This window comes from Flavilitoribacter nigricans DSM 23189 = NBRC 102662 (assembly GCF_002646595.1).
GTDB classification, from domain to species: domain Bacteria; phylum Bacteroidota; class Bacteroidia; order Chitinophagales; family Saprospiraceae; genus Flavilitoribacter; species Flavilitoribacter nigricans.
The window spans coordinates 169,958-193,567 of sequence record NZ_PDUD01000020.1 but is presented as its reverse complement, the minus strand read 5'-3'; the positions used below and the strand labels follow the sequence as shown (position 1 = coordinate 193,567).

Annotated in this window: 22 protein-coding genes and 1 tRNA gene; 9 read left to right on the top strand and 14 right to left on the bottom strand. The window is 49.9% G+C overall.

Features of this window, described 5'->3' with window-relative positions; translation table 11 throughout:
• The first annotated feature begins 88 nt into the window (after window positions 1-88).
• A tRNA-Ser gene (locus CRP01_RS14860) sits at window positions 89-174 on the top strand.
• A gap of 1,121 nt (window positions 175-1,295) precedes the next feature.
• Here the strand turns inward: CRP01_RS14860 and CRP01_RS14855 are convergent.
• Both CRP01_RS14855 and CRP01_RS14850 read right to left on the bottom strand, forming a co-directional pair.
• The gene (locus tag CRP01_RS14855) at window positions 1,296-1,952 is read right to left on the bottom strand and encodes a DUF1906 domain-containing protein (protein ID WP_099150847.1); all 657 of its coding nucleotides are present in this window, start codon (window positions 1,950-1,952) and stop codon (window positions 1,296-1,298) included.
• 99 nt (window positions 1,953-2,051) lie between these two features.
• Window positions 2,052-2,450 (bottom strand): avidin/streptavidin family protein, encoded by a 399-nt coding sequence (locus CRP01_RS14850; protein WP_099150846.1) that lies wholly within the window; start codon window positions 2,448-2,450, stop codon window positions 2,052-2,054.
• 1,183 nt (window positions 2,451-3,633) lie between these two features.
• Here CRP01_RS14850 and CRP01_RS14845 point away from each other — a divergent pair.
• Window positions 3,634-3,951 carry a helix-turn-helix domain-containing protein gene (locus tag CRP01_RS14845; protein ID WP_099150845.1) on the top strand — a complete coding sequence of 106 codons (318 nt, stop codon included), beginning with the start codon at window positions 3,634-3,636 and terminating at the stop codon, window positions 3,949-3,951.
• Between the two features lie 179 nt (window positions 3,952-4,130).
• Here the strand turns inward: CRP01_RS14845 and CRP01_RS14840 are convergent, their stop codons facing one another.
• The 5 genes from CRP01_RS14840 to CRP01_RS14820 all read right to left on the bottom strand — a co-directional run bounded on the left by CRP01_RS14840 (window position 4,131) and on the right by CRP01_RS14820 (window position 7,441).
• On the bottom strand, window positions 4,131-4,520 hold the full coding sequence (locus tag CRP01_RS14840) for a DUF302 domain-containing protein (RefSeq protein WP_099150844.1): 390 nt from the start codon (window positions 4,518-4,520) through the stop codon (window positions 4,131-4,133).
• Between the two features lie 180 nt (window positions 4,521-4,700).
• Window positions 4,701-5,153: a DUF305 domain-containing protein gene (locus CRP01_RS14835; protein ID WP_099150843.1), complete on the bottom strand. Its 453-nt coding sequence runs from the start codon at window positions 5,151-5,153 to the stop codon at window positions 4,701-4,703.
• A gap of 46 nt (window positions 5,154-5,199) precedes the next feature.
• Window positions 5,200-5,739 (bottom strand): DUF3347 domain-containing protein, encoded by a 540-nt coding sequence (locus CRP01_RS14830; RefSeq protein WP_170110377.1) that lies wholly within the window; start codon window positions 5,737-5,739, stop codon window positions 5,200-5,202.
• A gap of 170 nt (window positions 5,740-5,909) precedes the next feature.
• Window positions 5,910-6,374 (bottom strand): HYC_CC_PP family protein, encoded by a 465-nt coding sequence (locus tag CRP01_RS14825; protein WP_099150841.1) that lies wholly within the window; start codon window positions 6,372-6,374, stop codon window positions 5,910-5,912.
• A gap of 650 nt (window positions 6,375-7,024) precedes the next feature.
• The gene (locus CRP01_RS14820) at window positions 7,025-7,441 is read right to left on the bottom strand and encodes a DsrE family protein (protein WP_099150840.1); all 417 of its coding nucleotides are present in this window, start codon (window positions 7,439-7,441) and stop codon (window positions 7,025-7,027) included.
• Window positions 7,442-7,812: 371 nt separating this feature from the next.
• Here CRP01_RS14820 and CRP01_RS14810 point away from each other — a divergent pair, with 371 nt between their 5' ends.
• From CRP01_RS14810 to CRP01_RS14795, 4 genes are all read left to right on the top strand, one after another.
• The gene (locus tag CRP01_RS14810) at window positions 7,813-9,273 is read left to right on the top strand and encodes a T9SS type A sorting domain-containing protein (protein WP_099150838.1); all 1,461 of its coding nucleotides are present in this window, start codon (window positions 7,813-7,815) and stop codon (window positions 9,271-9,273) included.
• 95 nt (window positions 9,274-9,368) lie between these two features.
• A complete protein-coding gene (locus tag CRP01_RS14805; protein ID WP_099150837.1) occupies window positions 9,369-9,722 on the top strand; it encodes a hypothetical protein in 354 nt (117 codons plus the stop codon).
• A 284-nt stretch (window positions 9,723-10,006) separates the two neighbouring features.
• Window positions 10,007-10,462: a (2Fe-2S)-binding protein gene (locus tag CRP01_RS14800; protein ID WP_099150836.1), complete on the top strand. Its 456-nt coding sequence runs from the start codon at window positions 10,007-10,009 to the stop codon at window positions 10,460-10,462.
• Window positions 10,463-10,528: 66 nt separating this feature from the next.
• Window positions 10,529-12,787: a xanthine dehydrogenase family protein molybdopterin-binding subunit gene (locus tag CRP01_RS14795; RefSeq protein WP_099150835.1), complete on the top strand. Its 2,259-nt coding sequence runs from the start codon at window positions 10,529-10,531 to the stop codon at window positions 12,785-12,787.
• Between the two features lie 123 nt (window positions 12,788-12,910).
• Here CRP01_RS14795 and CRP01_RS14790 read toward each other — a convergent pair whose 3' ends face one another.
• The 3 genes from CRP01_RS14790 to CRP01_RS14780 all read right to left on the bottom strand — a co-directional run bounded on the left by CRP01_RS14790 (window position 12,911) and on the right by CRP01_RS14780 (window position 15,287).
• Window positions 12,911-13,513, bottom strand: a complete 603-nt coding sequence (locus CRP01_RS14790) for a hypothetical protein (RefSeq protein WP_099150834.1) — start codon at window positions 13,511-13,513, stop codon at window positions 12,911-12,913.
• Between the two features lie 233 nt (window positions 13,514-13,746).
• A complete protein-coding gene (locus CRP01_RS14785) occupies window positions 13,747-14,145 on the bottom strand; it encodes a (R)-mandelonitrile lyase (protein WP_099150833.1) in 399 nt (132 codons plus the stop codon).
• Between the two features lie 77 nt (window positions 14,146-14,222).
• Entirely contained in the window at window positions 14,223-15,287 is a 1,065-nt protein-coding gene (locus CRP01_RS14780; RefSeq protein ID WP_222845741.1) for an NAD(P)-dependent alcohol dehydrogenase, read from the bottom strand.
• Window positions 15,288-15,981: 694 nt separating this feature from the next.
• On the opposite strand from CRP01_RS14780, the gene CRP01_RS14775 reads away from it, so the two are divergent.
• Window positions 15,982-16,851: a helix-turn-helix domain-containing protein gene (locus tag CRP01_RS14775; protein WP_099150831.1), complete on the top strand. Its 870-nt coding sequence runs from the start codon at window positions 15,982-15,984 to the stop codon at window positions 16,849-16,851.
• A gap of 348 nt (window positions 16,852-17,199) precedes the next feature.
• On the opposite strand, the gene CRP01_RS14770 is transcribed toward CRP01_RS14775, so the two are convergent.
• The gene (locus CRP01_RS14770) at window positions 17,200-17,805 is read right to left on the bottom strand and encodes a helix-turn-helix transcriptional regulator (protein ID WP_099150830.1); all 606 of its coding nucleotides are present in this window, start codon (window positions 17,803-17,805) and stop codon (window positions 17,200-17,202) included.
• A 239-nt stretch (window positions 17,806-18,044) separates the two neighbouring features.
• Between CRP01_RS14770 and CRP01_RS14765 the strand changes: the two genes are divergently transcribed.
• On the top strand, window positions 18,045-18,668 hold the full coding sequence (locus tag CRP01_RS14765) for a superoxide dismutase (protein ID WP_099150829.1): 624 nt from the start codon (window positions 18,045-18,047) through the stop codon (window positions 18,666-18,668).
• Between the two features lie 106 nt (window positions 18,669-18,774).
• Here the strand turns inward: CRP01_RS14765 and CRP01_RS14760 are convergent, their stop codons facing one another.
• The 3 genes from CRP01_RS14760 to CRP01_RS14750 form a co-directional block, all read right to left on the bottom strand.
• Window positions 18,775-19,275, bottom strand: coding sequence for an ester cyclase (locus CRP01_RS14760; protein WP_099150828.1), 501 nt, complete (start codon window positions 19,273-19,275; stop codon window positions 18,775-18,777).
• 76 nt (window positions 19,276-19,351) lie between these two features.
• On the bottom strand, window positions 19,352-20,842 hold the full coding sequence (locus CRP01_RS14755; RefSeq protein WP_099150827.1) for a mannitol dehydrogenase family protein: 1,491 nt from the start codon (window positions 20,840-20,842) through the stop codon (window positions 19,352-19,354).
• Window positions 20,843-22,579 (bottom strand): purine-cytosine permease family protein, encoded by a 1,737-nt coding sequence (locus CRP01_RS14750; protein ID WP_099150826.1) that lies wholly within the window; start codon window positions 22,577-22,579, stop codon window positions 20,843-20,845.
• Between the two features lie 293 nt (window positions 22,580-22,872).
• Between CRP01_RS14750 and CRP01_RS14745 the strand changes: the two genes are divergently transcribed.
• Window positions 22,873-23,607: a hypothetical protein gene (locus CRP01_RS14745; protein ID WP_099150825.1), complete on the top strand. Its 735-nt coding sequence runs from the start codon at window positions 22,873-22,875 to the stop codon at window positions 23,605-23,607.
• Window positions 23,608-23,610 lie beyond the last annotated feature (3 nt).

Genomic DNA, 23,610 nt, shown 5'->3' with positions numbered 1-23,610 from the left:
TTGCGAATTACCGACAGTAATTTCATAAAAAAGTCTTTTGTTTTTAATCAGAATACTTATCTTTGCGGTCGCTTTGATAAAAAGCTCTGGAGGAATGGCAGAGCTGGTTTAATGCACCGGTCTTGAAAACCGGCGTACCGAAAGGTACCGGGGGTTCGAATCCCTCTTCCTCCGCAAAGCGATACAGGCCACCCAAGGGTGGCCTTTTTTATTGGTTTGATACCCAATCGAGCTCGCTTGAATTTGGTGTAGAGTCACTAAAAAAGTAGATCGGCAGGTCTGCATTGCTTTGAACTCTTCCCCTTTCAGGGATGTCTGCAGCAAATCTCCCTTACTCGCCCGTTATCCGCATTTTGTTTTTTAACGAACTACAGAATCAAAGCCGGTACCCTTACCGCTCGGAGGAGTTTGCAACTCCGACTTAATATGGGCCACCGTTTCTCGAATTTTCAAAATGCTAGCCTATATCGAAATCTTCTAGTAGATAGTATGGTAGTGATACAAAGGCAACTACAAATCTTACTGATATGAGCAGTCAGTTGTCTACATATATCCAGAGTTGCAAAGGCTGGAGAGCGGCAGCAAGGTGGGTGCGGCTATACGACAGTCAGAGAGGTGTAATTTGATAGGCATCCAGAGTTGCAAACTCTGGATAGCGGTAGTGGGATAAGTGTTGCTATACTACGGGCAGCGAGGTTATTCGCAATTTGTCATTCAGCAATCTGCCGAATCAAAGCCGGTACCCTGACCGCTCGGAGGAGTTTGCAACTCCGACTTAATATGGGCCACCGTTTCTCGAATTTTCAAAATGCTCACCTGTATCGAAATCTTCTAATAGGTAGTAATACAAAGCTAACTACAAAGCTGCCGATGTGAGCGATCAATTGTTTATCCAGAGTTGCAAACTCTGGAGAGCAGTAGTAAGGTAGTCGCGGCTATACAACAGTCAGCGAGGTGTAATTTGATAGGCATCCAGAGTTGCAAACGCTGGATAACGGTAGTGAGATGGGAGTCGCAATAATACGGGCAGCGAGGTTTTTCGCAATTTGTCATTCAGCAATCTGCCGAATCAAAGCCGGTACCCTGACCGCTCGGAGGAGTTTGCAACTCCGACTTAATATAGGCCACCGTTTCTCGAATTTTCAAAATGCTCACCTGTATCGAAATCTTCTAATAGGCTGTAATACAAAGGCAACTAAAGCTTGCCGATGTGAGCGACCAATTGTCTATCTATGAATCCAGCCTTGCAAAGGCTGAAGAGCGGGGCGTTTGTAACGCCCACATCATTCAATGGTTCAGCTATTTTTTACCATCCAAATAACCGTCTCTCCCATATTGTCAGGCTGTACGTAATCTTCATCCAGGTCTATCCCGCACGTTATGTTTCCCATTACTTGAATCATCTGATAGCCCCGTTGGGCAACAGGCGGTACCTGGCTCAATGATTTCCAGTAATGGTGAAAGGACAATTTCTGGTATAGATCGTCACTATTTAGTATTGAATCATTCCCTACATACAGCCCGGGCACAAAACCAGCAGCGAAGAGTTCCTGATTCCAGGCATTCGCATAGTCAACCACAGCATCCACGGTTGTGCCCCTAGCGACCCCTTCCAGGTCCAGCCAAACATTTATTCCAGGAATGAAACCGACTTCTCTAGCATGGGCTGCCGCCTCCGCTCCGTACTCCTTTCCGAGAGCTGCATTAGGGGTCCACCCCTTCCTGTCCACATGCTGAACAGGCATCAAAGCCAGGCCACCCTCCAAAATGTCCCCGACTTCCTCCGCGGTGAGATCTCTGGGATCTTCAGCAGTACTACGCGAAATGTAGCGTAAGCAAAACTGATAGCCCGCATGCTTAAGCTGCTGTGCCAGATCAGTGTTTAGTTTGGTATTGGTATCAAAGCCTTTTGCCTTCTGAACGGGTGTAGCTGCCTTATAAAGAGATTCCATTGGGTATGATTTTAGGAGAGAATTATTAAACTGTGGAGTAAAGCCTTTTGATAGTTATTGAAACATGCTAAAGACTTTACTCCGTTTTTTATACCAACATTACTCTCCGCCGGGAGGGGTCTGCGAAAAAGTTTCTTTACCGGTCTCCGTTGTCGTTGGTTGTTCGACACCGCTGATGGTCTTTATCCACGTAGTTTCCATAACTTCTTTCCCATTTTCAAGGGTTCGGATCTTTCCACACCAACTCGTCACCGCCACTCTTCGGGAAGTCATTTGTGGCCAGCCGACCACGAAGCCTATCGGAAGCACCTTTTTGGGCGGATCGTCATCCGTGAAAGTTAGTATGCCGGTAAGGGTTTGCGGTGTGGTTGGAGATTCTTGTTGTTGGGTATAAGTGCCTTCAAACTGGATCATTGGCTTGTTGCCAAAATACTTTACAAAATGATATTTCAGTACGGACCCATTCTCGCCGTACCAGGTTGCTTCGTTTGTTTCCATGATAAAAAAGGTTATAGTTTTAAGTAATGATAATCTACGGATGGGAATGCTTGGTGTAATTATGCTTCATGCAGGTGGTTGCATGCTTTCCCAAACTACTTCGATCAGCCATTTATCAGGTTATCTGACTGGCAGTAAAGTTAGTTTCCAGTGTTTTATCTATCATGGACAAAATTGATAAGCTGTTGCAAATATCATTCATCAAAAACTACCCATCTACACCTAAACAACTGATTCTTAGATTCATTGAAAGTGAAAGTGAAATATTGTGTTGCAGAAAAAACCATATTACCCCGAAGAAAAACTTTCCTGCTAACTGTGGTTTATCTTTCAGTAAGCTGTCGGACCAATGCCAGTGCCCTGACCGCTCGGAGGCATTTGTAAGGCCAACACTATATCTAATCGCTATAGCTTCAACGAGCCGAAAATTTAGTAATTTTTGTAAAATGTAGACTCAACCATTTCTGCTGTTGTCTCGATAATTGGTTGTCGTTTCAAACGACGATCAATGGTTTCGCCAGGGATTTTGAACCTGTTACGGTTGGCTGTTGAATAATATGGCTCCAGAGTTGCAAACTCTGGAGAGCGGTAGTGAGGTGGGTGCGGCTATACAATAGACAGCGAGGTGTAATTTAATAGGCATCCAGAGTTGCAAACTCTGGATAACGGTAATGAGATGGGCGTCGTTATACTACGGGCATCGAGGGTTTGCAACTCCGACTTAATATGGGCCACCGTTTTTCGAATTTTCAAAATACTCACCTGTATCGAAATCTTCTAATAGATAGCATGGAAGTAATACAAAGGCAACTTCATAGCTTGCCAATGTGAACGACCAGTTGTCTTTATATAAATCCAGAGTTGCAAACGCTGGGGAGCGGTATTAAGGCGGGTGCGGCTATACGACAGACAGCGAGGTGTAATTTGATAGGCATCCGAAGTTGCAAACTCTGGAGAGCGGTAGTGAGATGGGCCTCGCTATACTACGGGCATCGAGGTTTTTCGCAATTTGTCATTCAGCAATCTACAGAATCAAAGCCGGTACCCTTACCACTCGGAGGAGTTTGCAACTCCGACTTAATATGGGCCACCGTTTCTCGAATTTTCAAAATGCTAGCCTGTATCGAAATCTTCTTGTAGATAGTATGGTAGTGATACAAAGGCAACTACAAAGCTTACCGATATGAGCAGCCAGTTGTCTATATATATCCAGAGTTGCAAACTCTGGAGAGCGGGCATTCCTTCCGTAAATTATTTTGCCGAGCAACAACGACTTTCGCCCAATTATTTCGGAGATCTCATCAAAAAGGAAACCGGAAAGAGCGCTCAGGAATATATCCAGGCAAAAGTCATCGAAGTGGCAAAATCAAAGATCTTCGATCCCGATAAATCAGTTAGCGAGATAGCCTACGAGCTTGGATTCAAATACCCGCAGCATTTCAGTCGCATGTTTAAACGGGAAACGGGGTTTGCACCAAGTGATTTTCGGGATAGGAAATAGGATTGTTCTTTTCAGTTACCAACTCATCGGCAGATCCTGGTCTACGAAAACCGATAACCTATCAGGGGATATAGCGCTTGCAGCACTTTCCAAATGAAATACAACACATCAAATTGTTTGAATTTCGCACCTATCCGTTTGGTACTCATGCCCTAAGCGATCTCCAGCGCCCCGGAACCTTAAAGGCTTGCAATCACCTTCCGCAGTCTGTCCTGCACTTCCCCGGCGATCTTTTCGAGTTCCTCGTTCTGGATAGCCTGCATGGACTGCTCCGGGTCGACGGCCGCTACTTCGATCCTCCCGTTCTCATCTTCCTGGACGATCACATTACAGGGTAACATGGTACCGATCTTATCCTCGACCTGCAGCGCCTGGTAGGCGAACTGCGGGTTGCAGGCTCCCAGAATGCGGTAGGGCCGGACCTCTACATCCAGCTTTTTTTTCATCGTTGCCTGAATGTCAATTTCGGAAATGATCCCAAAACCCTGTTCCTTCAGGGCGGCGGTGACCTTTTCGATGGCCGAATCAAAGTCAGCATTCTCAAGCGTAGTATTGAAATAGTAAGCCATATGCTTTATTGTTTTAATTTACAAAATGGTTGAAACGCACCGTTCCGGTTTTCCGGAAAGTCAACTGTTAATTAGGTAGTCGGCTTTTACCAAACGATCCGGTCTCTGTATTCTAACAGATCTTATCTAAAAGTGGTCTATTCGCTCATCAGATAAGAATGAGAAGGTCGGTATCGGTCCTTACTCCGCCTGCTCCAGGCGATACAGCATTTTTTTCATCTGGGCAATTTCCCGCTTCTGGGCTTCAATGATCTCCTTGGCCAGCTGGATGGCTTCGGGATCGTCCAGGTGGGCCTTTTCGCTGACCATGATGGCGGAACTGTGGTGGGGGATCATCGCCCGCATCCAGGCTTTATCGTCCACAAAGGTCTGCTGGCGCAGGATGTGGTAGGTGAAAGCCCCGATCAGCAGGGCAGCCGCTATGATGAGGTAGTTCTTGCGCTTGTCCTTATACATGCCCCACATGAAGAGCAGCATGGAGATGGCCATAGGGGCGATCATCAGGATGGTCATATAGGTGCGGGTCTGGGCCAGATAGATGTGATCCAGCTGATCGACATTCATGTACATCACAGCGTACATGGTAATGAAGCTGGTCAGCAGCATCAGTCCAAATTTTACGTATGGGTTCATTGGTCTTTATTTTAGCTTGATTCTGGTTTTAAAATTTCAATTATGGTTACTGAATGGTTTCCACCACTTTCCCGCAACTCAGCATTTTATCTCCGAAATAAGGATTACGGATCTGTTCCGAATCGCTGAACCAGTCAGCGCCTTCATTATTGAAAGCCATCGGGCAGTGTTGTTTGTAGATCACGCCTTCGCTGAGACCGTTTTTGAAAAGCGGTTCCAATGCGATCGTCAGATCGGAAAAAGCGTCCCTTTGTTGTTCCAGATCGGACGCCTCAACGATGGAGCGTGCGGCGGCCAGCGCCTCTGCCTGCTCGTCGGTCAGGCGTTCGGTAAGTTCCCGGGCAGCGGCGGTCGCTTCCCCCTGTTCGGAGTTCACGAAAGCGGTGCGTAAGTGTAAATAGTCCTGAAAGATCGCCTCGGTCAGGCCGTCAGCGAAAGCGGCATCAAAATTATCCGGCATATTGGCCTTTTCCGTCTTCACTTCTTCGGGCGTATTGATGGCAATATCGGTATTCTTTTTTCCACCGTTACAGGCGGTTCCCAGAGCAAAGATCAGGACAAACAGTAGTGCATGAAAGATTTTCATTTTTTTGGAATTTGGTGGCTCACCCGGAGAAGACATGCTCCCCGAAGGCGGCGAATTTGCGAATGCCGGGGCATCAGTCACCTTGTGCAGACCGACGAATGCCCGGTTTTTTTTCTTGAACAGCGGATGATCAGGATCAGCCGACCCTACGGTCGGACCTCATACGAAAGCTATAATAGAAAGGATTGCGTGAACAGCCGGAGGTCCCGGCGTGGGTCGGGTGGAGCGTGGGCCGCTGAGATATTCCATTCCGGATAGTACCCAACGGGTTGAACGGACAGCAATGCCGTTGTGAAATTATGGGTGAAATATTCCGGGGAGTTGATGTCGCGCTCTACGGTTTCCTGCTTTTGGTCCTGGTCCAGCTGAATGTGCAGCAACTGATCCTGGCAACAGGGAGTGCGGCTTATCCGCTGGAGATCATTAGTCCCCACAATTTCGTGATCATCGGACATCCGGCAACGCTTTTGCCGGCTCTCGGCTTCCGAACAGCTTTTTGCTTTGCCCAATAAACTTACCGACACCAGCTTGCCGCCGCAAAAATGCATATCGACCGCGCAGTTGATCGAGCTGATCAACAACAGGCCGGCTAGACTAAAGGCCAGTATCCGGTATATGTTTCGAAGGGCGGTCATATTTTTGGTAACCGGAACGGGCTGGAGGATGTTCTGTAGATTCCTGAAAATCCTGGATTCTGCCTAGCGACCGGCCAAAATTTGACCTAAGAGTCTGAGGTGTGTAATCAGAAAGCGCTCTATCCCTTAAAGCTCGACTATAGGATTTTATGTTGCGTCCGGTAAATAGAATAGGAATACAAACATTCTAGATTTATACCTGGGCAGGGCTACGCCCTTCGAGGTGTAACACCTTACCGATCTACCAATATTTCCGCAGTTACGCCGCTGACATGGATAAGGGCAGAGCCCTGAAATATTTGTAGCGGCATGATTGAATTCAGATCAGGGAAGGGCAGAGCCCTGGAGATAAAATGGGTTTTCTCCATCAAATGATCCGGCGAATTCAAAGAGCGATTTTAAGACATCCGGTTTACGATGGTACGTTTTAAAATTAGAACTAGCTTTCTGCGGGCACGGAATCCTATCATTGAAATTGCCAAAGTTGGGCTAAAATAACCGATCATCCTGGCGGGAATATCTGAATTGCCGGTGATGGCACCGGGCTCTTCCCGGGCCATACGACCGGCAGTTCAAAATCACTTTAATTTTTAGTAATCGGCCGCAAAGGACCGAACCATCGGGGATACAAATTTTCCGTCGGCCAGGGATCAGTTATGCGCCTCTTTGATATACCCCCACCCGGCAGCCTGTTTGCTCACAATTTCCATGATGGCATCGGGGACCGACTCCACGCCGGTGAGCAATTGGGTCTTTTCTATCCCGTGTCTCTTCATGGTGACTTCACAGACCTTGATCGAAATCCGCTCTCTATCTTCAAAAAACCGGATGTTCTCCGCCAGGGTGGATTCTTCCTGCAGCACCATATTCAGGGCCTTGCCGTAAACCACCAGTTCAAATTCGGAATCGGGATAGGATTCGCTCATTAGTTTCAAGTGCCGCAGGGCTGATTCCTGGGTGGATTCATTCCCGCTGGTCAGATCGAATACTACCTTGATCGGTTGACTTTGGGCCTGCATCAAGGTACAGGTGATCAGGAAGATCCCGGTAATCAAATAGTTTTTCATGACGTTTGGATTTTTATGAGTTAATCAGGGAACTGGTTCAGACTGAAAGTCGCATAGAGGAACCAGGAAATGAAAATTAACGATCCTTGGCCTTGGATCAAACCCCTTTTGAGTAGCCGGGAGCATTCCGTGATTTGATCCGGGGGTTGCCTGATCCTTCGGTATGCGAACAGTTTCGAAATGCAGTGATCTAGTAAAAAATACGGACCAAAAATAATCCCCGGCATTCGGCACCAACACCGCAAAAAATCAGTAGCTTTGAATGTATGCCGTCGACGGGAAGGGTTCGCAAGTGGCAAGATGGGAATGATACCCTGGCGTCTTTTGAAACATCCAGCTTACCCGTTTTAATCCGTCCGGATATACATCCTATGAGAAGCTCCATTGTACTTTTCCTGACCTTTTTCGGTCTGTTGTTACAGGCCCAGATCACCATAACTTCCTCTACCCTACCCGCGCTCGGCGACCAGCTGAAATACTCCTGGGCTTACGATCAGGCTACCTTCGGGATGATCACACCTCCGGGATTCGATCTCAGCTGGGATTTTAGTGGATTGACGGCCGATGAGTCCCTCACCGAAACGTTCCTGGCCCCGGATGGGGGGCAGTATGTGTACCGGTTCCCAGGGGCCAATTTAATGACCCAAAATGCAGCCGGTGAGGAACGGTACTATCTGGTTTCCGGTTCGGGGCTAAAGCTCAAGGGCTGGACCGAAAACAATCTGTTCGGTGAGCCCTTTAATATCGTATACGATTACACCTGGAAAGGGAGACTCCCCAATGGAGGCTTAGACGAGCGCATTACACCCCTCAACTTTTTCGATTCCTATTCGCAATCTGCCAGTTTGTTGGAGGGATTCAAATTTAGCGAATTACCGCCGGCCATCCGTAATGCCTACCTGGCTGCGGGTTTGACGACTACGGATTCCGTCCGGATCCGTAGTAGCATCAGCACTTTCTATGCGGTAAACGCTTACGGCACTGCCACTATACCTAGTCCCGATCTTCCGGTACCCTATCCCGTACTTCGATTAGCAGTTACCCAGTATAAAGAGACCAGAATGGATGCGCACGTTATTCCACTGGGCTGGCTGGACATCACCGATCTCAGCATGCAATACTTTCCGGCCAGTGCAGCTACCCTTGGGATAGACACTTCCGGTTTTCATATTTTCTTAAATGATCTCACCAGAGAAGAGATCGCCCGGATCACCCTGGATTCCCAGGGACGTCCCCACCATGTCCGCTTCAAAAACGAAGCGCCGCCCGGCTGTTTCAATCCAGACCTGGTCGATCCGACCATCGATGACGATCCTATTCCCTCCGGCAACTACGCCGCCAGCCAAACCATTACTTCCGCCGGGCGTGTGGCCGACGGATCCACGGTAGAGTTTCTAGCGGGCATTCAGGTTACCCTGGAGCCGGGTTTTATTGCAGAGGCGGGGTCCAGTTTTAAGGCCAGTGTCATCGATTGCTCGCCCACCCTGGCCCGCTCGGGTCCTGGCGAAGAACCGGAGATCAAGCCCTACTCCATTCCGCCCGGGGACCTTCCCGGAAAGACGGGCGTAGCAGGGCACCTCAATATCTATCCCAATCCCGTACATACTTCAGCTAGCATTGCCTATCACTTGTCCAGTCCCGGTCCGGTATGGCTGGGCATATCGGATTCGAGAGGACGACTATTGCAGGAATTGGAAACCACCAACTGGCAAACTGCCGGTACGCACGTATTGGAATGGACCCCGCCGGACCGTATCGCGCCGGGGCTGTTCCTGGTTTCACTCAAAACGAACGAAGGGCTCATTTCGAAAAAAATGGTGTGGATCCGGTAAGCGCCGATATTCCCAAAGGTTAATTACCAGGAAAATTAGCGGCTCAGTCCCATTTTATCATTATCATGGAGTCACACCAAAGCGCTCCCGGGATCATGAAGCAAATCAACAGCATGCTGAATTTAAAATGGCTGGCCTGGATAGGGATACTGGGGGTTCTGCTGTGCTCGTTCTATGGTTTTGCATTCGGTATTTACTGGACCGTCATTATTGCGTTTGGTCAGATCTACTTTATGCATCTATTCAATCTGATTGGACACCTGTTTTTGGGTGGCGAAAATGAGGAATTGCGCCGGGATCTGATCTGGATCAGCATCAGCGCCCTGATCCTGTTTCTGATGACTCCCCAAAAAGTTGTCGCGATCTGGATGTTTTTTGCTGCGGCAATGCTGATAGTCATTATCCAGCTGTATGGTTATCTGGAAGATAAATTTCGGGGTATCAGGTGATCTATATGCTATCCTGGCTCTGTAGCCGTTGTTTGTAAATTCCTCCGGTTTATCTGATTTCCCGGAGTGTTTGAAAATAGTAAATATTTCCGCCATTCCCTCTCCCAAAGTCTGGTATAAGCACACTAAGGGCCACCTTTTTCCCGGATTAGCCGACTTAGGGTCAAATTGTTTGAATTTCGTATGTATTTATTTGAATTGCATTACCATATTGCAAGGGTAATTCTTTATTTTATGCCTCTACACTAACCGCTTAAGCATAAGTCATTTAATCCATCATTATCATGGCAGTATACAAACTGAACATCAACGGTAAAAAACTTCAGGTAGACGTCGATCCAACCACTCCCATGCTGTGGGTACTGCGGGATCACCTCGACCTGACCGGTACCAAATACGGTTGCGGCATCGCCCAGTGCGGGGCCTGCACCATTCACCTGGACGGCAATGCCATGCGGTCCTGCCAGTTGCCGGTTTCGGCGGTAGGCGATCAGTCGATCACTACGATCGAAGGCCTTTCCGAGAACGGAGACCATCCGGTACAAAAAGCCTGGCTGGAGCACGATGTGCCCCAGTGCGGTTACTGTCAGGCCGGGCAGATCATGAGCGCCGCCGCGCTCCTGCAGAACAATGCCAGCCCGAGTGACGCCGATATCGATACGGCCATGAACGGCAATATCTGCCGCTGCGGCACTTACACCCGCATCAAGGCGGCTATCAAGACCGCTGCTAACGGTTGATTCCCGGTTGCGGACTAAACGTCCGGCCCCGGTCTATTCATCCTAAATTCACCAAATCACTAAAAAATGACCCTTATCAAGACATCATATAACCGACGTTCTTTTCTAAAAACTTCCGCCCTCGCCGGGGGTGGCCTGATGATCGGCTTCAACTGGCTGACGTCCTGTCAAGCGGCGGCCGAAGAAGAGGTATTGCAGATGCCGGACGAATGGTTCGACATCAATGCTTACCTTAAAATAGGCGACAACGGAGTCGTAACGATCCTATCTCCCAATCCGGAATTCGGACAGAACGTTAAGACCTCCATGCCGATGATCATCGCCGAAGAGCTGGATGTGGACTGGAAAAACGTGATCGTTGAGCAGGCCAACTTCAACGCAGAACGTTACACCGCCACCAATCAGTTTTCCGGCGGTAGTGCCGGTATCCGCCGGGGTTGGGAAGGTCTGAGAATGGCGGGCGCCACCGCGCGTCAGATGTTGTGCGAAGCCGCCGCTGCCGCCTGGGAAGTACCCGTAGGCGAAATTACCACGGCCGCCGGCATGCTGCACCACGAAGCCAGCGGTAAGTCTGCCGGATACGGCGAAATGGCTTCCGCCGCCGCCCAGATCCCCGTACCGAAAGAAGTAGAACTGAAAGACAATAAGGACTTCAAGATCATCGGTACCTCCCGCAAAAATGTGGACGGTAAAAAGATCGTGACCGGCCAGCCCATGTTCGGAGTAGACAAAAAGAAGGAAGGTATGCTGATCGCCATGATCGCCCATCCGCCGGCCTTCGGTATGCAGTTGAAATCAGCCGACACGGACGCAGCGAAAGGCATGCCGGGGATTCGCGACGTATTCACGATCAAAACCCTGCAAGACGATTACGAAAGAGCGGGTTTTGACACCAACGCCTTCCCAGAAATGATCGCCATTGTAGGCAATTCTACCTGGGAGGTGATGAACGCCAAAAAGGCGCTTAAGGCCGAATGGGAACCGTTCTCCGAACACTCCATGGTGGTTAACGGCTGGGGCGGCAAACAGGAAGTAACCATTCCGGCCGGTTTGGAAAGCACCACCTCCCACCGGGAAGAAATGGCCAAACTGGCTGAACAACCGGCCAAAGTGAGCCGGAAAGACGGCGATCCGGAAACGGCTTTTAAAAATGCCGCGCAGGTCATTGAACGGACCTACACCGCTCCCTTCCTGGCGCATAACTGTATGGAGCCCATGAACTTTTTCGCCCACGTACAAGGCGACAAGGTAGAACTGGCCGGCCCCATTCAGGGACCCGGCGTGATCGAGCAAACGGTATCCGCCCGGCTCGACATACCGGTGGAAAATATTGAAATTGAATTGACCCGTATGGGTGGCGGTTTCGGTCGCCGGGCGTACGGACACTACATCGTAGAGGCGGCTCTGATCTCCCAGAAGGTGAATGCGCCGGTCAAACTGATGTATACCCGGGAAGACGATATGACTTTCGGTATTTACCGTCCGTCTTATTCCGCGACTTACCGGGCAGCTCTGGACGAGAACGGTAATCTGACGGCTTTCCACGTGAAGGGTGGCGGCGTGCCGGAAAGTCCGGTTTTTGCCAATCGCTTCCCCGCCGGTGCGATCGATAACTACCTAGCCGAAGAATGGTCCATTGATTCGAATATTACCATCGGCGCTTTCCGCGCACCGCGGTCTAATTTCATTGCCGGTGCGGAGCAGTCTTTCCTGGATGAGGTTGCGGAGGCCGCCGGAAGAGATCCCATCGAATTCCGGCTCGAACTGCTGGAACGGGCCAAAAATGATCCGGTTGGAGAAAGAAATGATTACGATGCCGCGCGCTACGCCGGTGTACTGGAACTGGTACGTGAAAAATCGAACTGGGGACAGGAGCAGCCAAATGTCTACCGGGGCGTATCCGCCTATTTCTGCCACGCTACCTACGTAGCCCATGTTCTGGATCTGGTGATGGAAAATGGCAAACCCCGCGTGGAAAATGTCTGCTGTGCCATCGACTGTGGTATTGTGGTCAATCCCGATGCGGCCGCCAACATGGCCGAAGGCGCCATTACTGACGGTGTGGGTAATGCCTTTTTCGGAGCGATGACCTTTAAGGACGGTGCCCCGGAGAAGAAAAACTTCGATACCTACCGCATGATCCGGATGAGTGAGGCTCCCCGGAACATCGATGTACATTTCGTACCGAGCGACGTGGATCCGACGGGTATGGGAGAACCGCCATTCCCGCCCATTTTCGGGGCCGTGGCTAACGCGATGTACAAAGCGACGGACAAACGATCTTACCACCAGCCCTTCCTCGGAGACCAGGAGGTACTGGGCTAAGTGAAAATGATAAAACAGGTGATCCTCCGGGCATTTTCGACTCCCGGAGGATTCTCCTTTGGTTATTGATTATTGAATTTTATTTTCAAGCCTTACCGGATAAGAACCCGGAGACCTTCCTTATTAATAATGAAAACCACTTAAGTCCCAATCGCCAAAGCTCATCACCTCGGCACCACTGATCAGATAGGCCAATCCGCCCAAACTCACAACCGGAAAGACATGTGAAGCAAAAGTGCTACCCTTATCCTTGGCGTAAATGTGCACCTGGAGGATCTCGGTAAAAGGTACAAATGCTCCTCCCCCCGGCTCCAGCGACACTTCAGAGCTTTCTTTCAGATAGATGTGGACCGCCTGGATGATAAACTTCTCGTACGGCCGGTAACGGTGACCTTGCTTATTGGTAATTTTCGGACCGTCGTCATTCAGTACGGCCACCCGGTTGCGGTAAACGAAATTGGTTTTGTGCGCCGGTAGTACCGCTAAGGAACCACGCAGCACTTCTCCCTCGATCACCGGGTCCAGCAACTGAAATACTTTTCCCCGCTGGTAAACGACAAAATACCTTTCGGCATGTTCCTCATCCACTACCCGAACGAAACGCTCGCGGTCGGAGCGATCGATCTTGTAGTACTCGAGAAAACAACCGCTGGTGAGGGTCAGAGTCAGGAGGACCAACAGGAAAGCGGTCACTCGTTGGACGGAAGTGGGGATGGTAGCTTTCATGGGGCAGATGATTATAGCGATAAAGAATCCGCTACGTTAAAAAACTGTACTCGGTGTAAACTGTCGGGGTAATTGTCCCCGGCAATTCACATCAGTATGATACTCTCCCCATTTTAGCCCAAATACTGAGTACTTACAATGACCCGGAGCATTGGCCTGACTGTCATTGGTCAGGGGTGCTGGTGGATCCAGGTAATGGTGGGCGATAGCCTTCCACAGCCATTACCTTAGCATCATTTTTCGCTATACTGCTCATCGCTCACTTTTTCCATCCAGGTAACCACCGATCCGTCCACTTCTTCCTGGATCGCAATGTGGCTCATGGCTTTATCGGGAGCGGCGCCGTGCCAATGTTTTTCGTTCGGTGCGAACCAGACCACATCTCCCGGTCGGATCGTTTCAATGGGCCCTCCTTCCCGTTGCACCCAGCCTAAGCCGGCGGTGACGATCAGGGTTTGGCCGGCGGGGTGAGTATGCCAGGCCGTTCTGGCTCCCGGTTCAAAAGTCACACTGGCACCGGCCGCTTTGGTTACCTCTTTTTTCTGAAATAAGGGATCGATCCTTACCGATCCGGTAAACCAGTCTTCGGGACCTTTGACCGATGGCAAGGAGCCATTTTTTATAATTTCCATAATGTATTCTTTTTTAATAAGATCGCTTCCGGTCGAGAAAGATTCACCGACCGGAAACGGAATTTAAATTGCGGTTATTAAAAGGTAGCGGCGTCGATCACGTAGCGATAACGCGCCTCCTTATTCACGACCTTTTCCCAGGCCTCATTGATCTGCTTCGCCTTGATGATCTGGATCTCCGGACGGATACCATTATCGGCACAGTAGTGGATCACTTCCTGCGTTTCCGGGATCCCGCCGATAAGCGATGCATTGAAATTCACTCTAGAACTGGCCAGGGCAATATTGCTGAAGGTTAGTTCAAAACCGTCCGGCATTCCAACGTAGGTGAAATGTCCGTAGGGTTTTACGCAGGCCACGTAGGGAGCCACGTTGAATTGGTAAGGGATCGTACTGATCATGTAATCCAGCTGTTTATTGTAAGGCTGCATGTTCTCGAATGCTTCGTCCACCACGATCACTTCCTGAACTCCCCAGGACCTGATATCGGCTACTTTGTCGGGGGAAGTGGTAAACGCATAGACTTCAGCGCCTTTGGAAACCGCCAGCTTCACGGCTAAATGTCCCAGACCGCCGATACCCGCTACGCCCACTTTATCTCCAACTTTAAAATTGGCGTTCATGAGCGGCGAATAGGTGGTAATACCGGCGCAGAGCAAGGGAGCCGCCTCCTGGAAAGAGATGTGTTCCGGAATGTGCACGGCAAAATGGTCCCGAACCACAATATTGGTAGCGTATCCGCCCTGGGTAATGCCGGTAGGTGATCTTTTATCCGGGTAGCCGTAGGTGAACAGCGTCTCTCCTCTCTCGCAGAAATGTTCTTCGCCGTGGGTGCAACTGTCGCACTCCATACAGCTATCCACCATACAGCCGACACCCGCGCGGTCCCCTACTTTGAATTTGGTGACATTTTTACCGACGGCAGCCACAATGCCGACAATTTCGTGCCCGGGGATCTGAGGATACTGCTGCGGCCCCCAGTGTCCTTTCATCTGGTGAATATCGGAATGGCAAATGCTGGCGTATTTGATATCGATCAGGATATCATCGTCGCCAACGGGCCGGCGTTCAAATTCCCAGGAACTGAGTTTGCCCGAATTGTCTTTGGCCGCGTAGCCCTTTGATCTTAGTTTCTGTTGCATAGTATTTGGATTGTTTTCGTCTGCAAGCAGCTGCAGCGGACCGGCCAGCATGAAGCCCGCCCCGGCAATTGCCGATTGCTGTAAAAATTTTCTTCTTGGTTTTTTATGATCTGGTAATTCCATGATGGTATGCTTTGAATATTGTTATTATGGGAATGATCTTCCGGATGGGTGATCCGATGATCGTTCCGGTCTTCCATCCAAATTATCTGGTACAAAGTTAGCTGCGGCGGGAAGGGGATGTATAATGATTATCAAATCAAAACTTAATGAATTCAAACAATGGCAGTTTTTTAAGCGGAGTCGGGAATACGAGGCTGCAACGCTAGCCATTGAGCATCCGGACGGATGGATGCAGCTGCAACGCGAGGATTGATCTGTAGCTAAAAAGCGGATACCGTTAAATAGTGAAAAATCAGTGATTAGAAGAAGGCTTTAAGCAGGATGGATAAAGGATCACAACAAAAGAATCGGCTGAAATAGAGGAACAAAAGATCGATCATTACCCAAGCACAAGGTATCAACAGCACTTTAATTTTAAGATATTCAAACAAAAGCATTAAGTTGGGAGTTCTATTATCTACTCTTTGCCCCAATATCATAACTATTTACATGTGGAGGGTGGGTTACCGGTGGAGGGGCCGAACCTGATCATGGTTCGGAATGTTTGAATTTCTTAATAAAGAAGGACGCTATGCGAGCTGTTTCGGAATACAATACCAGGTTAAAACTGAAGGGTTTCAACGCTTTTCAAATTGAGGACGACGAAAATGCGACCCGCGTTTACAGCCGAAAAGAATTCTACAAGATCTGTCTGACTACCGGCAAGAGCAAGATCCACTACGCCGACCGGAGTTTTGAAGCGGATGGGACTATTCTGTTTTTCGGGAACCCGCATATCCCCTATTCCTGGGAGACGCTGTCTACCAAATACGTCGGTTATACCTGTCTGTTTTCGGAGGATTTTTTAGATCCGCACAATAGAACGGAAAGCCTGCAACAGTCCCCACTTTTCAAATTAGGCGGTACGCCCATCCTGGAGATCAGTGACGAACAGCGCAGTTTTTTGAACAGCATCTTTCAAAAAATGATCGAAGAACAGCAGTCCGATTACGCCCACAAAGATGATCTGATCCGCAACTACATTAACCTCATCCTGCACGAATCGATGAAGTTGCAACCCTCCAAAAACTACGATCAACACAAAAATGCCGCAGTCCGGCTGACCAATGTCTTTATGGAATTACTGGAACGACAATTTCCGATCGAAAGTCCGGACCGCCCGCTGCAATTGAAAAGTGCAAAAGACTACGCGGAAAACCTCTCGGTGCATGTGAATCACCTCAATCGCTCGGTTAAAGAAGTGACCGGCAAACCCACTACCGCTCTCATTTCCGACCGGATTATCGGAGAGGCCAAAGCGATCCTGCAGCATACCACCTGGAATATTTCCGAAGTGGCCTTTGCGCTTGGATTTGATTACCCTACTTATTTCAATAATTTTTTCAAGCGACACACCGGATCGAGCCCCTCGACCTTTAGACAGGCTGAAGTGAAAGCTTAAGAGACTCTAGAAATGAGCGCAATCAAATGCTCAGCAAAGTCATTATCTAATTTATGCACATCCGGGTTTGAAGCGGATGTTTGAAAATACATTGGAGCCCAGGTGCGCCTTCGAACCTGGGGAGTAGCATCCGAAAAAGTCGGATATCTCCAGGGCGATGCCCTTGTAATCCTCAGTGGCGTAGCTGCGGAAATATTTGTAGATCCATCATGTATTTTGCGGCGAAGGGCGTAGCCCTGGCCATTAGATTGCCAGGAACGTACCTTTTTCTTCATTATTGATTGAACCCAATATCAAAATGCTAAAGTCGAGCTAAGCAAATCGATTAATTTAGTATCTGTATTGTGGTCAGTCTGCTGCGGGAACGATCCGGTAGACACAGCGCTGACCGTCCGTGATGATATGCTGTACTCTTTCTACGGTGTATTCTTCGCCGATCAGTTGCCGGAAGTTTTTCAATTCCGCGCGGCAAAATCCCTGGCATTCCGTCGCTGCGGCGCAGATCGGGCAGTGATTCTCGATCAGGAAATATTCCCCGTCCTCCTTTTTCCACTCCGCCATGTATCCCTCTTCCGATCTTAGTCGGGCAAGTCGGTCCAGCCGCTCTTCCAGAGACGCAGCCTCCTGCAGGCTGCTTTCGTATCGCTTGTAGGTCTGCTGCTCCCGGTCACTGATCAAGAGGTCCAGGGCATTTTCGCCCAGCAGACTTTTGACCGACCTCAACAACTCTACAGTCACCTGGGCGTGCGCGTCGGGGAAACGTGCGAGCCCCTTTTCCGTCAGTGCGTAATACGTCGTCGGCCGCCCTACCCCTTCACTTTTGGTGAAGCTCGCCACGAGTCCGCCGTTTTCCAGTTTCAGCAAATGCTGGCGGGCTCCTTCTTTCGTCATGTCAAACGCTCCGGCCAGCATGGCTGCCGTTACCTCATGCCTCATTTTGATAAAGGTGAGCATCCGGTCGCTTGTCGATCTATTTTCCAATTTTTAATTTGTTTTATTACCAGATTTTAAAGTTAAGTATAATTCGGCAAATCGGCAAAAACCGGGACTTATTCCGAATTTATTGTAAAAAAAGCCTCCTCCACTCAACTAAATCAAAGCCAATGTTATTCTATTAAAACAAGTAATTAGTTGTTTTATTTAAACATCCATTTAAATTTGCAACGCATTTAAACAATAAAAAAGACCTTATTATGAGTTACACATTGCCCGAGCTTTCTTATGCCCATGATGCACTGGAACCTCACTTTGACGCACAGACCATGCAGATCCACCACCAACGTCACCACCAGGGATATGTCAACAACCTGAATAACGCGATTGCCGGAACGGAAGCCGAACAGGAAAGTCTGGAAGACATTTTGCAGAACATCAGCAAATACACCACCGCCGTAAGAAACAACGGAGGCGGCCACTACAATCATGCGCTCTTTTGGGAGACCTTGTCCCCTTCCCCCAAAACCTCTCCAACGGGGAAACTGGCGGATGAGATCAATAAGGTTTTCGGCAGCCTGGAAAACTTCAAAGAGCAATTCAAACAGACCGGACTGACGCGTTTTGGTTCCGGATGGGCCTGGCTGATCGTCAAGTACAACGGCACCATCGGCATCACTTCGACCGCCAACCAGGATAATCCGCTGATGGATACCAATCTGACGGATCGCGGATTTCCCATTCTGGGCATAGATGTCTGGGAACACGCCTATTACCTGAAATACCAGAACAAACGCGCCGAATACCTGGAAGCTTTCTGGTCCGTACTGGACTGGACCGCAGTGGAGCAGAAATACGAAGCAGCGCTGGCCAAAGTACAATAGACACCTGCCGGGGAAGAAAGAAGCCTTTAGGGTTGTTCTTTCTTCCCTACAATTTCAGGACTCTACTGCATTTACCTTTTCGCCTGATTTGGGCACATCGAATTTGTCATTGCGATTGCAGTTGGGATTTCACCCGATCTACATCAACCACCGCCCAGCCTTCGGTGATCTTATTATCCTTCATCTTGAAGAAGAACATTTCCCGATAGATGACCTTGTTCCCTGAAGCTTCGAATCCGAGAAATTCGTCCCGGTGGGTTCCTTCTGCGCTGAGGTTAAGAGCCACCCGGTCCCCTTCGGCAATGGCATCCACCACCGTATACTGTAGATCCGGAAATGCCCGGAATAAATATTCCAGAAAGGACAGCAGGGCTCCGGATTTCAGATTTTGCACTGCTTCCCCATTCCATTCGTGAAAGGTGTAGTCCGGTGAGAACAAGGTATCGATTAAGGCCAGTTGCTGCTTGTTGACTACTTCCGTTATGTAGTTCACCGCTAGCTGTTTATTGGACTCCCGAAGATCGCTCTCCGGGTCTGCCGATTGCACCGGTGCACAGCCAATGGAGATTACCCAAATAGGTAGCAAGCATAAAATGATCTTTTTCATAGGTTCAGTTTTAGGTGATCTTTTCTGCGCGCTGTTCCCATCACTTCACAAGCAGGTCGAAACCGTCGATAGCCTCTTATTCCCTATCCATGACGGATTGCATCAGCGCTCTGATGTCTTTTTGCCCGTACAACTGGCGGATCATCAGACCGTATTGATCCATAAAACGATTATCGTCCATCAGGTCTCCGAATAAATTCTTTTGACGCAGGAAAGCTGCCGGATCGGTTGCCGTTTCCCGGGCAGCCCGGTGCAACTCATCGCTCATGACATCACTGATCTCCAGTGCTGCTCCATTTTCATCCTGTTGCTTGTCGCTGTAGTAACACCAGGCAGCCAGTACCAGCGTGGCGTAAGTGATCGGCCCACCCGCGGCCAGATTCTTCTGCAGGGTCGGGAGCAGGAATTTGGGCAATTTCGCCGAACTTTCCGAGCAGATCCGGGCTACGCTGTCTTTGATGTTCGGATTGGCAAACCGTTCTTCCAGCGTATCCTTGTATTTTTCCAGATCGATGCCTTCCACCGGATCCAATACCGGCGTGGCTTCCAGATCCATGAAGTTGCGCATAAAAGTGGCAAATACCGGATCTTCCATACAGGCGTTGATGGTCGGATGGCCGTGAATAGCTCCGGGTATACCCAGTACCGAATGCCCCGCGTTCAGCAAACGGATCTTCATTTTCTCGTAAGGGGAAACGTCCGGGACGAATTGTACGCCCAACTGCTCCAAGGGTGGGCGCCCATTGGAAAACCGGTCTTCTACCACCCACTGGATAAAGGGTTCACAGGTGACCGGCCACGCATCCGCAATGCCGTGTTCCTCCCGCAGGTAAGCCATATCCCGGTCAGCGGTGACGGGAGTGATGCGGTCCACCATGGTATTGGGGAAATGTACGGTCTGCGCTATCCAGCCGGCTAATTCCGGGTCCTGCCGCTCGGTAAACGCCAGTAACATCTTTCGGGCCATCGCTCCGTTGTGCTGAATATTATCACAGGAGAGAATGGTAAAGGGCGGCAGGCCGTTTTCCCGTCGCTGCCTCAGGGCCGCAGCCAGAAAACCGTATACTGTTTTCGGATCATCGGGATGGGCGATCTCATGTTGAATATCCGGATGATCAAAATCAAACGCACCGGTCACCGGATGGAAATTGTAGCCGCCCTCGGTAATCGTCAGGGACACGATCCGCGTATCGGGATGGGCCATTTTACTGACGGCCAGTTTGGGCGTATCCACGGCCAGGATAAAATCGATTATCGAACCGATAAGGGTGCTATCTATTCTGCCGTCCGGATGGCGTGTGATCAGGGTGTACAGATAATCCTGCTTGCGCAGCACATCGTAGATCCGCCGGTCTCCTTCCCTCAAACCCATTCCGCAAATCCCCCAGTCCGCAGTTCCCGGTTTTTCTAGCAGTTGATGGATATAATACGCCTGGTGCGACCGGTGAAAACCACCGACTCCGATGTGCACAATACCGGCTTTGAGCTTTTTCCGGTCGTAATTCGGGATTGCGATCCGGTCCTTTATTTGGGCTAAATGATCTTTATTAAGTTGGAAGATTTCCATTCAGTTTACGTTTGTTGATGGGTCCGCATTCAGGGCCTTGGTGCGCCGCATAGCCCAGTATGCCGTAATAAAATAAATGAGGGTGCACAGGAAACCGTAGAAATAAAACCGGTCCCGGTTGATTTCGTATTCCGCCGCGTCCGAACTGCCGAACAGTACGATCCCGGCCAGGATCAGCGTAATGACGAGAGCCAGGATTGACATCGCGTGCAGCACTTTGGAAAAAGGGGAATGGTCCTTGACCGGGACTGGTTCCCCCGCCGCTTTCTCTTCCTGGTACAGATCAATCTGACGGTTCCGCTCGGCCTCTCTGGCTTCCGCTACCGGATACTGCTCTCCGGCACCGTACCGACCGGCCAGAAAGGTGTAAAGGAAAATGGTGAAGATCCAGGTGGGAATGAACAGATAGTAGAAGGACATGACATTCAACATATTTAATCCAAATCCAAATACCAGGCCAAGACCCCAGGAAGCTATTGCCGGCACGCTGTGGGACAGCTCCCGGTACGAACGCCAGTATCGGGTATAACCGATACGGGGAAAGATCTGGTGCTCCGCAAACACGATGGCACCGACCGGCACCACCAACAATCCGGCGTAGGTAAGCAGCGGCAGAATCTGAGAAAAGACAAACGGGAATACGGCTACTACGATCATGGCCAAGCCGACAGCGAGCGTTGTGGTTCTGCGGGAAAAGCGGGTAAAAACCGATTGTGCGGCCAGCCCGGCGCGGTAAAGATTGGTGATCGCCGTCGTCCACCCGGCAACGATCACGATCACGAATCCGGACCAGCCCAAAGCGTAATAGGCCACATCTCCGGGATCGAGTTCAACGATCGTTTTGCCCAGGATCACTGCGGTACCGGCCCCCATGATCCCGGCGGATATCCAGGCGATGTAATGCCCGAACATCATCCCGGTACTCGTAGCCAGACCGTAGATCTTCTTTTTGGCAAATCGCAACAGGGCCATATCGATCAGACCGAAGTGCGTGATGGTATTAGCGGCCCAGCCGAAACCGGCCACTTCCAGCAGACCGATGCCCGGTTCGCCCTCGCTGTTGATCCCGGTCCAGATGGATTGATCACCCAATTCAATGAACGCCCCCCAACTATCCGGCAGGGGCTCTCCCAATACCGCCAGGGATAAAGCGGGCAATAAAACGAATGCACCGCTGATGAACATGGTGAACAGCCAGGGTGCACAGATGCCGGAAAAATCGGAAACGGCGTTAAAGCCGTAAATGGCTACCGAAACCACCACCAGTCCGACCACGGCTACCACCAGCACAAACCACAGATTGGTGGGATACCAGTTGAGCTGGGCCGGAATGCCGAAAGCAAAGCGCACGGCCGTGGCCGAAACGGTCACCATTGCCGCAGAAATGACGGTAAATATGATCACGTTGGCCCAATCGTACAGTTTGGACATGGAATCGCCGGCAATCTTGTTGAGATAAGTGTACAGGCTAAGGCGGGTTTCCACCGCAATGGGAGCCGTGATCAGGGTCCAGCTCAGAACCGCCAGAATATTGCCGATAAACAACCCTAAAAGGATATCCATGGTTTTGGCGCCCAGCGCCACAAAGGTGGCCCCGATGACGAATTCCGTAGCGGCTACGTGTTCGGCGGCATAGAGGCCGGCGAAATGCTGCCAGCCGTGTAATTTGTGTCTGGGTACCGGCAGTTGTTCTTCGTGAATTTGTTCAAATTGTTGAAAGAGGTCCGTCTTGCTCATTTATCCGGGTTTGATAAGGCAATGCATTAGGTTGAAGGTGACTATAAATAAAGGGAAAAAAGCGCCGGTAGAAAAGTTTCGCCGGTACTAAAGCCCGGATGAAGGGGATAAACAGCGGATTTGGCCGGTTAACCGGATCTTTGCAGGTAGCTAAAGGGCCTTTCCCCGACCTGCTCCAGTTAGCTTTACGAATGACAATTGTTCATCCTATTCCCCACAGCAAAAAAGCAAACACTTCTTTTCTCTATCCTCCGATTATCGTACTTTCAATGGCTGAATCACAAAACGGAAATATGAAAACGCAGTTGCTCTTGTTGATCATGGTGCTGGGATCCGGACTTTTGCCCGGGCAAAACCGGCCGACCAATACCTCTTATACCGAACAGGATCTCCAGGACCTTTCCAACCTAAATCCCGGCAGCGGCGCCGTTCGCTCGATCGACACCCGTTACGAAGGGGTCAAGGGTAGTCCGTTTCTGAACGAGGATTGGCAAAAAGGCACTTTCGAACTGGCGGGGAAAACGGGATACGGTGAAGAAGTGCTGGTGAAGCTCGACCTGGCTGACCAAATCCTCTACTTTCGCCTCAATAACGGTTTTACCGGAACCTTGCCTACCAACAAAGTCCGATCACTCCAGCTAATGACCGACTCCGGCTCACCGCGTCTGTTCCGCGTTTTTCCGGAAGGCAGGATCGAAGGCTCCAACAGTCCCAAACTCAGGTTTTACGAGGTATTGCTGGATGACCAGTTCGTCCTGCTTCGGCTGCCGGCTAAGGAGTTTCGCCAAGCCGATTATCAGGGTGCTTACAGCAGCAACAAACGCTACGACGAATTCATCGACCAAAGCTCGCTCTGGCTTCAGGAAAACGGACAGGCCTTCCAGAAGGTAAAACTCAAAAAGAAAGCCATCGAAAAGGCACTGCCGGATCACAGCCAGGAGATACAACGGATCATCAAGGCGGAAAAACTAGGACTTTCCGACGAAGCCGATCTCGTGCGATTGCTACGGGCTTTGTCCGACCAGTAAATT

What these genes read in the sequence shown, in the direction of transcription:
- CRP01_RS14855 (WP_099150847.1), bottom strand. Translation starts at nt 1,952, where the DNA reads ATGGAATCTCTTTATAAGGCAGCTACACCCGTTCAGAAGGCAAAAGGC.
- CRP01_RS14850 (WP_099150846.1), bottom strand. Translation starts at nt 2,450, where the DNA reads ATGGAAACAAACGAAGCAACCTGGTACGGCGAGAATGGGTCCGTACTG.
- CRP01_RS14845 (WP_099150845.1), top strand. Translation starts at nt 3,634, where the DNA reads ATGAGCAGCCAGTTGTCTATATATATCCAGAGTTGCAAACTCTGGAGA.
- CRP01_RS14840 (WP_099150844.1), bottom strand. Translation starts at nt 4,520, where the DNA reads ATGGCTTACTATTTCAATACTACGCTTGAGAATGCTGACTTTGATTCG.
- CRP01_RS14835 (WP_099150843.1), bottom strand. Translation starts at nt 5,153, where the DNA reads ATGAACCCATACGTAAAATTTGGACTGATGCTGCTGACCAGCTTCATT.
- CRP01_RS14830 (WP_170110377.1), bottom strand. Translation starts at nt 5,739, where the DNA reads ATGAAAATCTTTCATGCACTACTGTTTGTCCTGATCTTTGCTCTGGGA.
- CRP01_RS14825 (WP_099150841.1), bottom strand. Translation starts at nt 6,374, where the DNA reads ATGACCGCCCTTCGAAACATATACCGGATACTGGCCTTTAGTCTAGCC.
- CRP01_RS14820 (WP_099150840.1), bottom strand. Translation starts at nt 7,441, where the DNA reads ATGAAAAACTATTTGATTACCGGGATCTTCCTGATCACCTGTACCTTG.
- CRP01_RS14810 (WP_099150838.1), top strand. Translation starts at nt 7,813, where the DNA reads ATGAGAAGCTCCATTGTACTTTTCCTGACCTTTTTCGGTCTGTTGTTA.
- CRP01_RS14805 (WP_099150837.1), top strand. Translation starts at nt 9,369, where the DNA reads ATGAAGCAAATCAACAGCATGCTGAATTTAAAATGGCTGGCCTGGATA.
- CRP01_RS14800 (WP_099150836.1), top strand. Translation starts at nt 10,007, where the DNA reads ATGGCAGTATACAAACTGAACATCAACGGTAAAAAACTTCAGGTAGAC.
- CRP01_RS14795 (WP_099150835.1), top strand. Translation starts at nt 10,529, where the DNA reads ATGACCCTTATCAAGACATCATATAACCGACGTTCTTTTCTAAAAACT.
- CRP01_RS14790 (WP_099150834.1), bottom strand. Translation starts at nt 13,513, where the DNA reads ATGAAAGCTACCATCCCCACTTCCGTCCAACGAGTGACCGCTTTCCTG.
- CRP01_RS14785 (WP_099150833.1), bottom strand. Translation starts at nt 14,145, where the DNA reads ATGGAAATTATAAAAAATGGCTCCTTGCCATCGGTCAAAGGTCCCGAA.
- CRP01_RS14780 (WP_222845741.1), bottom strand. Translation starts at nt 15,287, where the DNA reads ATGCAACAGAAACTAAGATCAAAGGGCTACGCGGCCAAAGACAATTCG.
- CRP01_RS14775 (WP_099150831.1), top strand. Translation starts at nt 15,982, where the DNA reads ATGCGAGCTGTTTCGGAATACAATACCAGGTTAAAACTGAAGGGTTTC.
- CRP01_RS14770 (WP_099150830.1), bottom strand. Translation starts at nt 17,805, where the DNA reads ATGCTCACCTTTATCAAAATGAGGCATGAGGTAACGGCAGCCATGCTG.
- CRP01_RS14765 (WP_099150829.1), top strand. Translation starts at nt 18,045, where the DNA reads ATGAGTTACACATTGCCCGAGCTTTCTTATGCCCATGATGCACTGGAA.
- CRP01_RS14760 (WP_099150828.1), bottom strand. Translation starts at nt 19,275, where the DNA reads ATGAAAAAGATCATTTTATGCTTGCTACCTATTTGGGTAATCTCCATT.
- CRP01_RS14755 (WP_099150827.1), bottom strand. Translation starts at nt 20,842, where the DNA reads ATGGAAATCTTCCAACTTAATAAAGATCATTTAGCCCAAATAAAGGAC.
- CRP01_RS14750 (WP_099150826.1), bottom strand. Translation starts at nt 22,579, where the DNA reads ATGAGCAAGACGGACCTCTTTCAACAATTTGAACAAATTCACGAAGAA.
- CRP01_RS14745 (WP_099150825.1), top strand. Translation starts at nt 22,873, where the DNA reads ATGAAAACGCAGTTGCTCTTGTTGATCATGGTGCTGGGATCCGGACTT.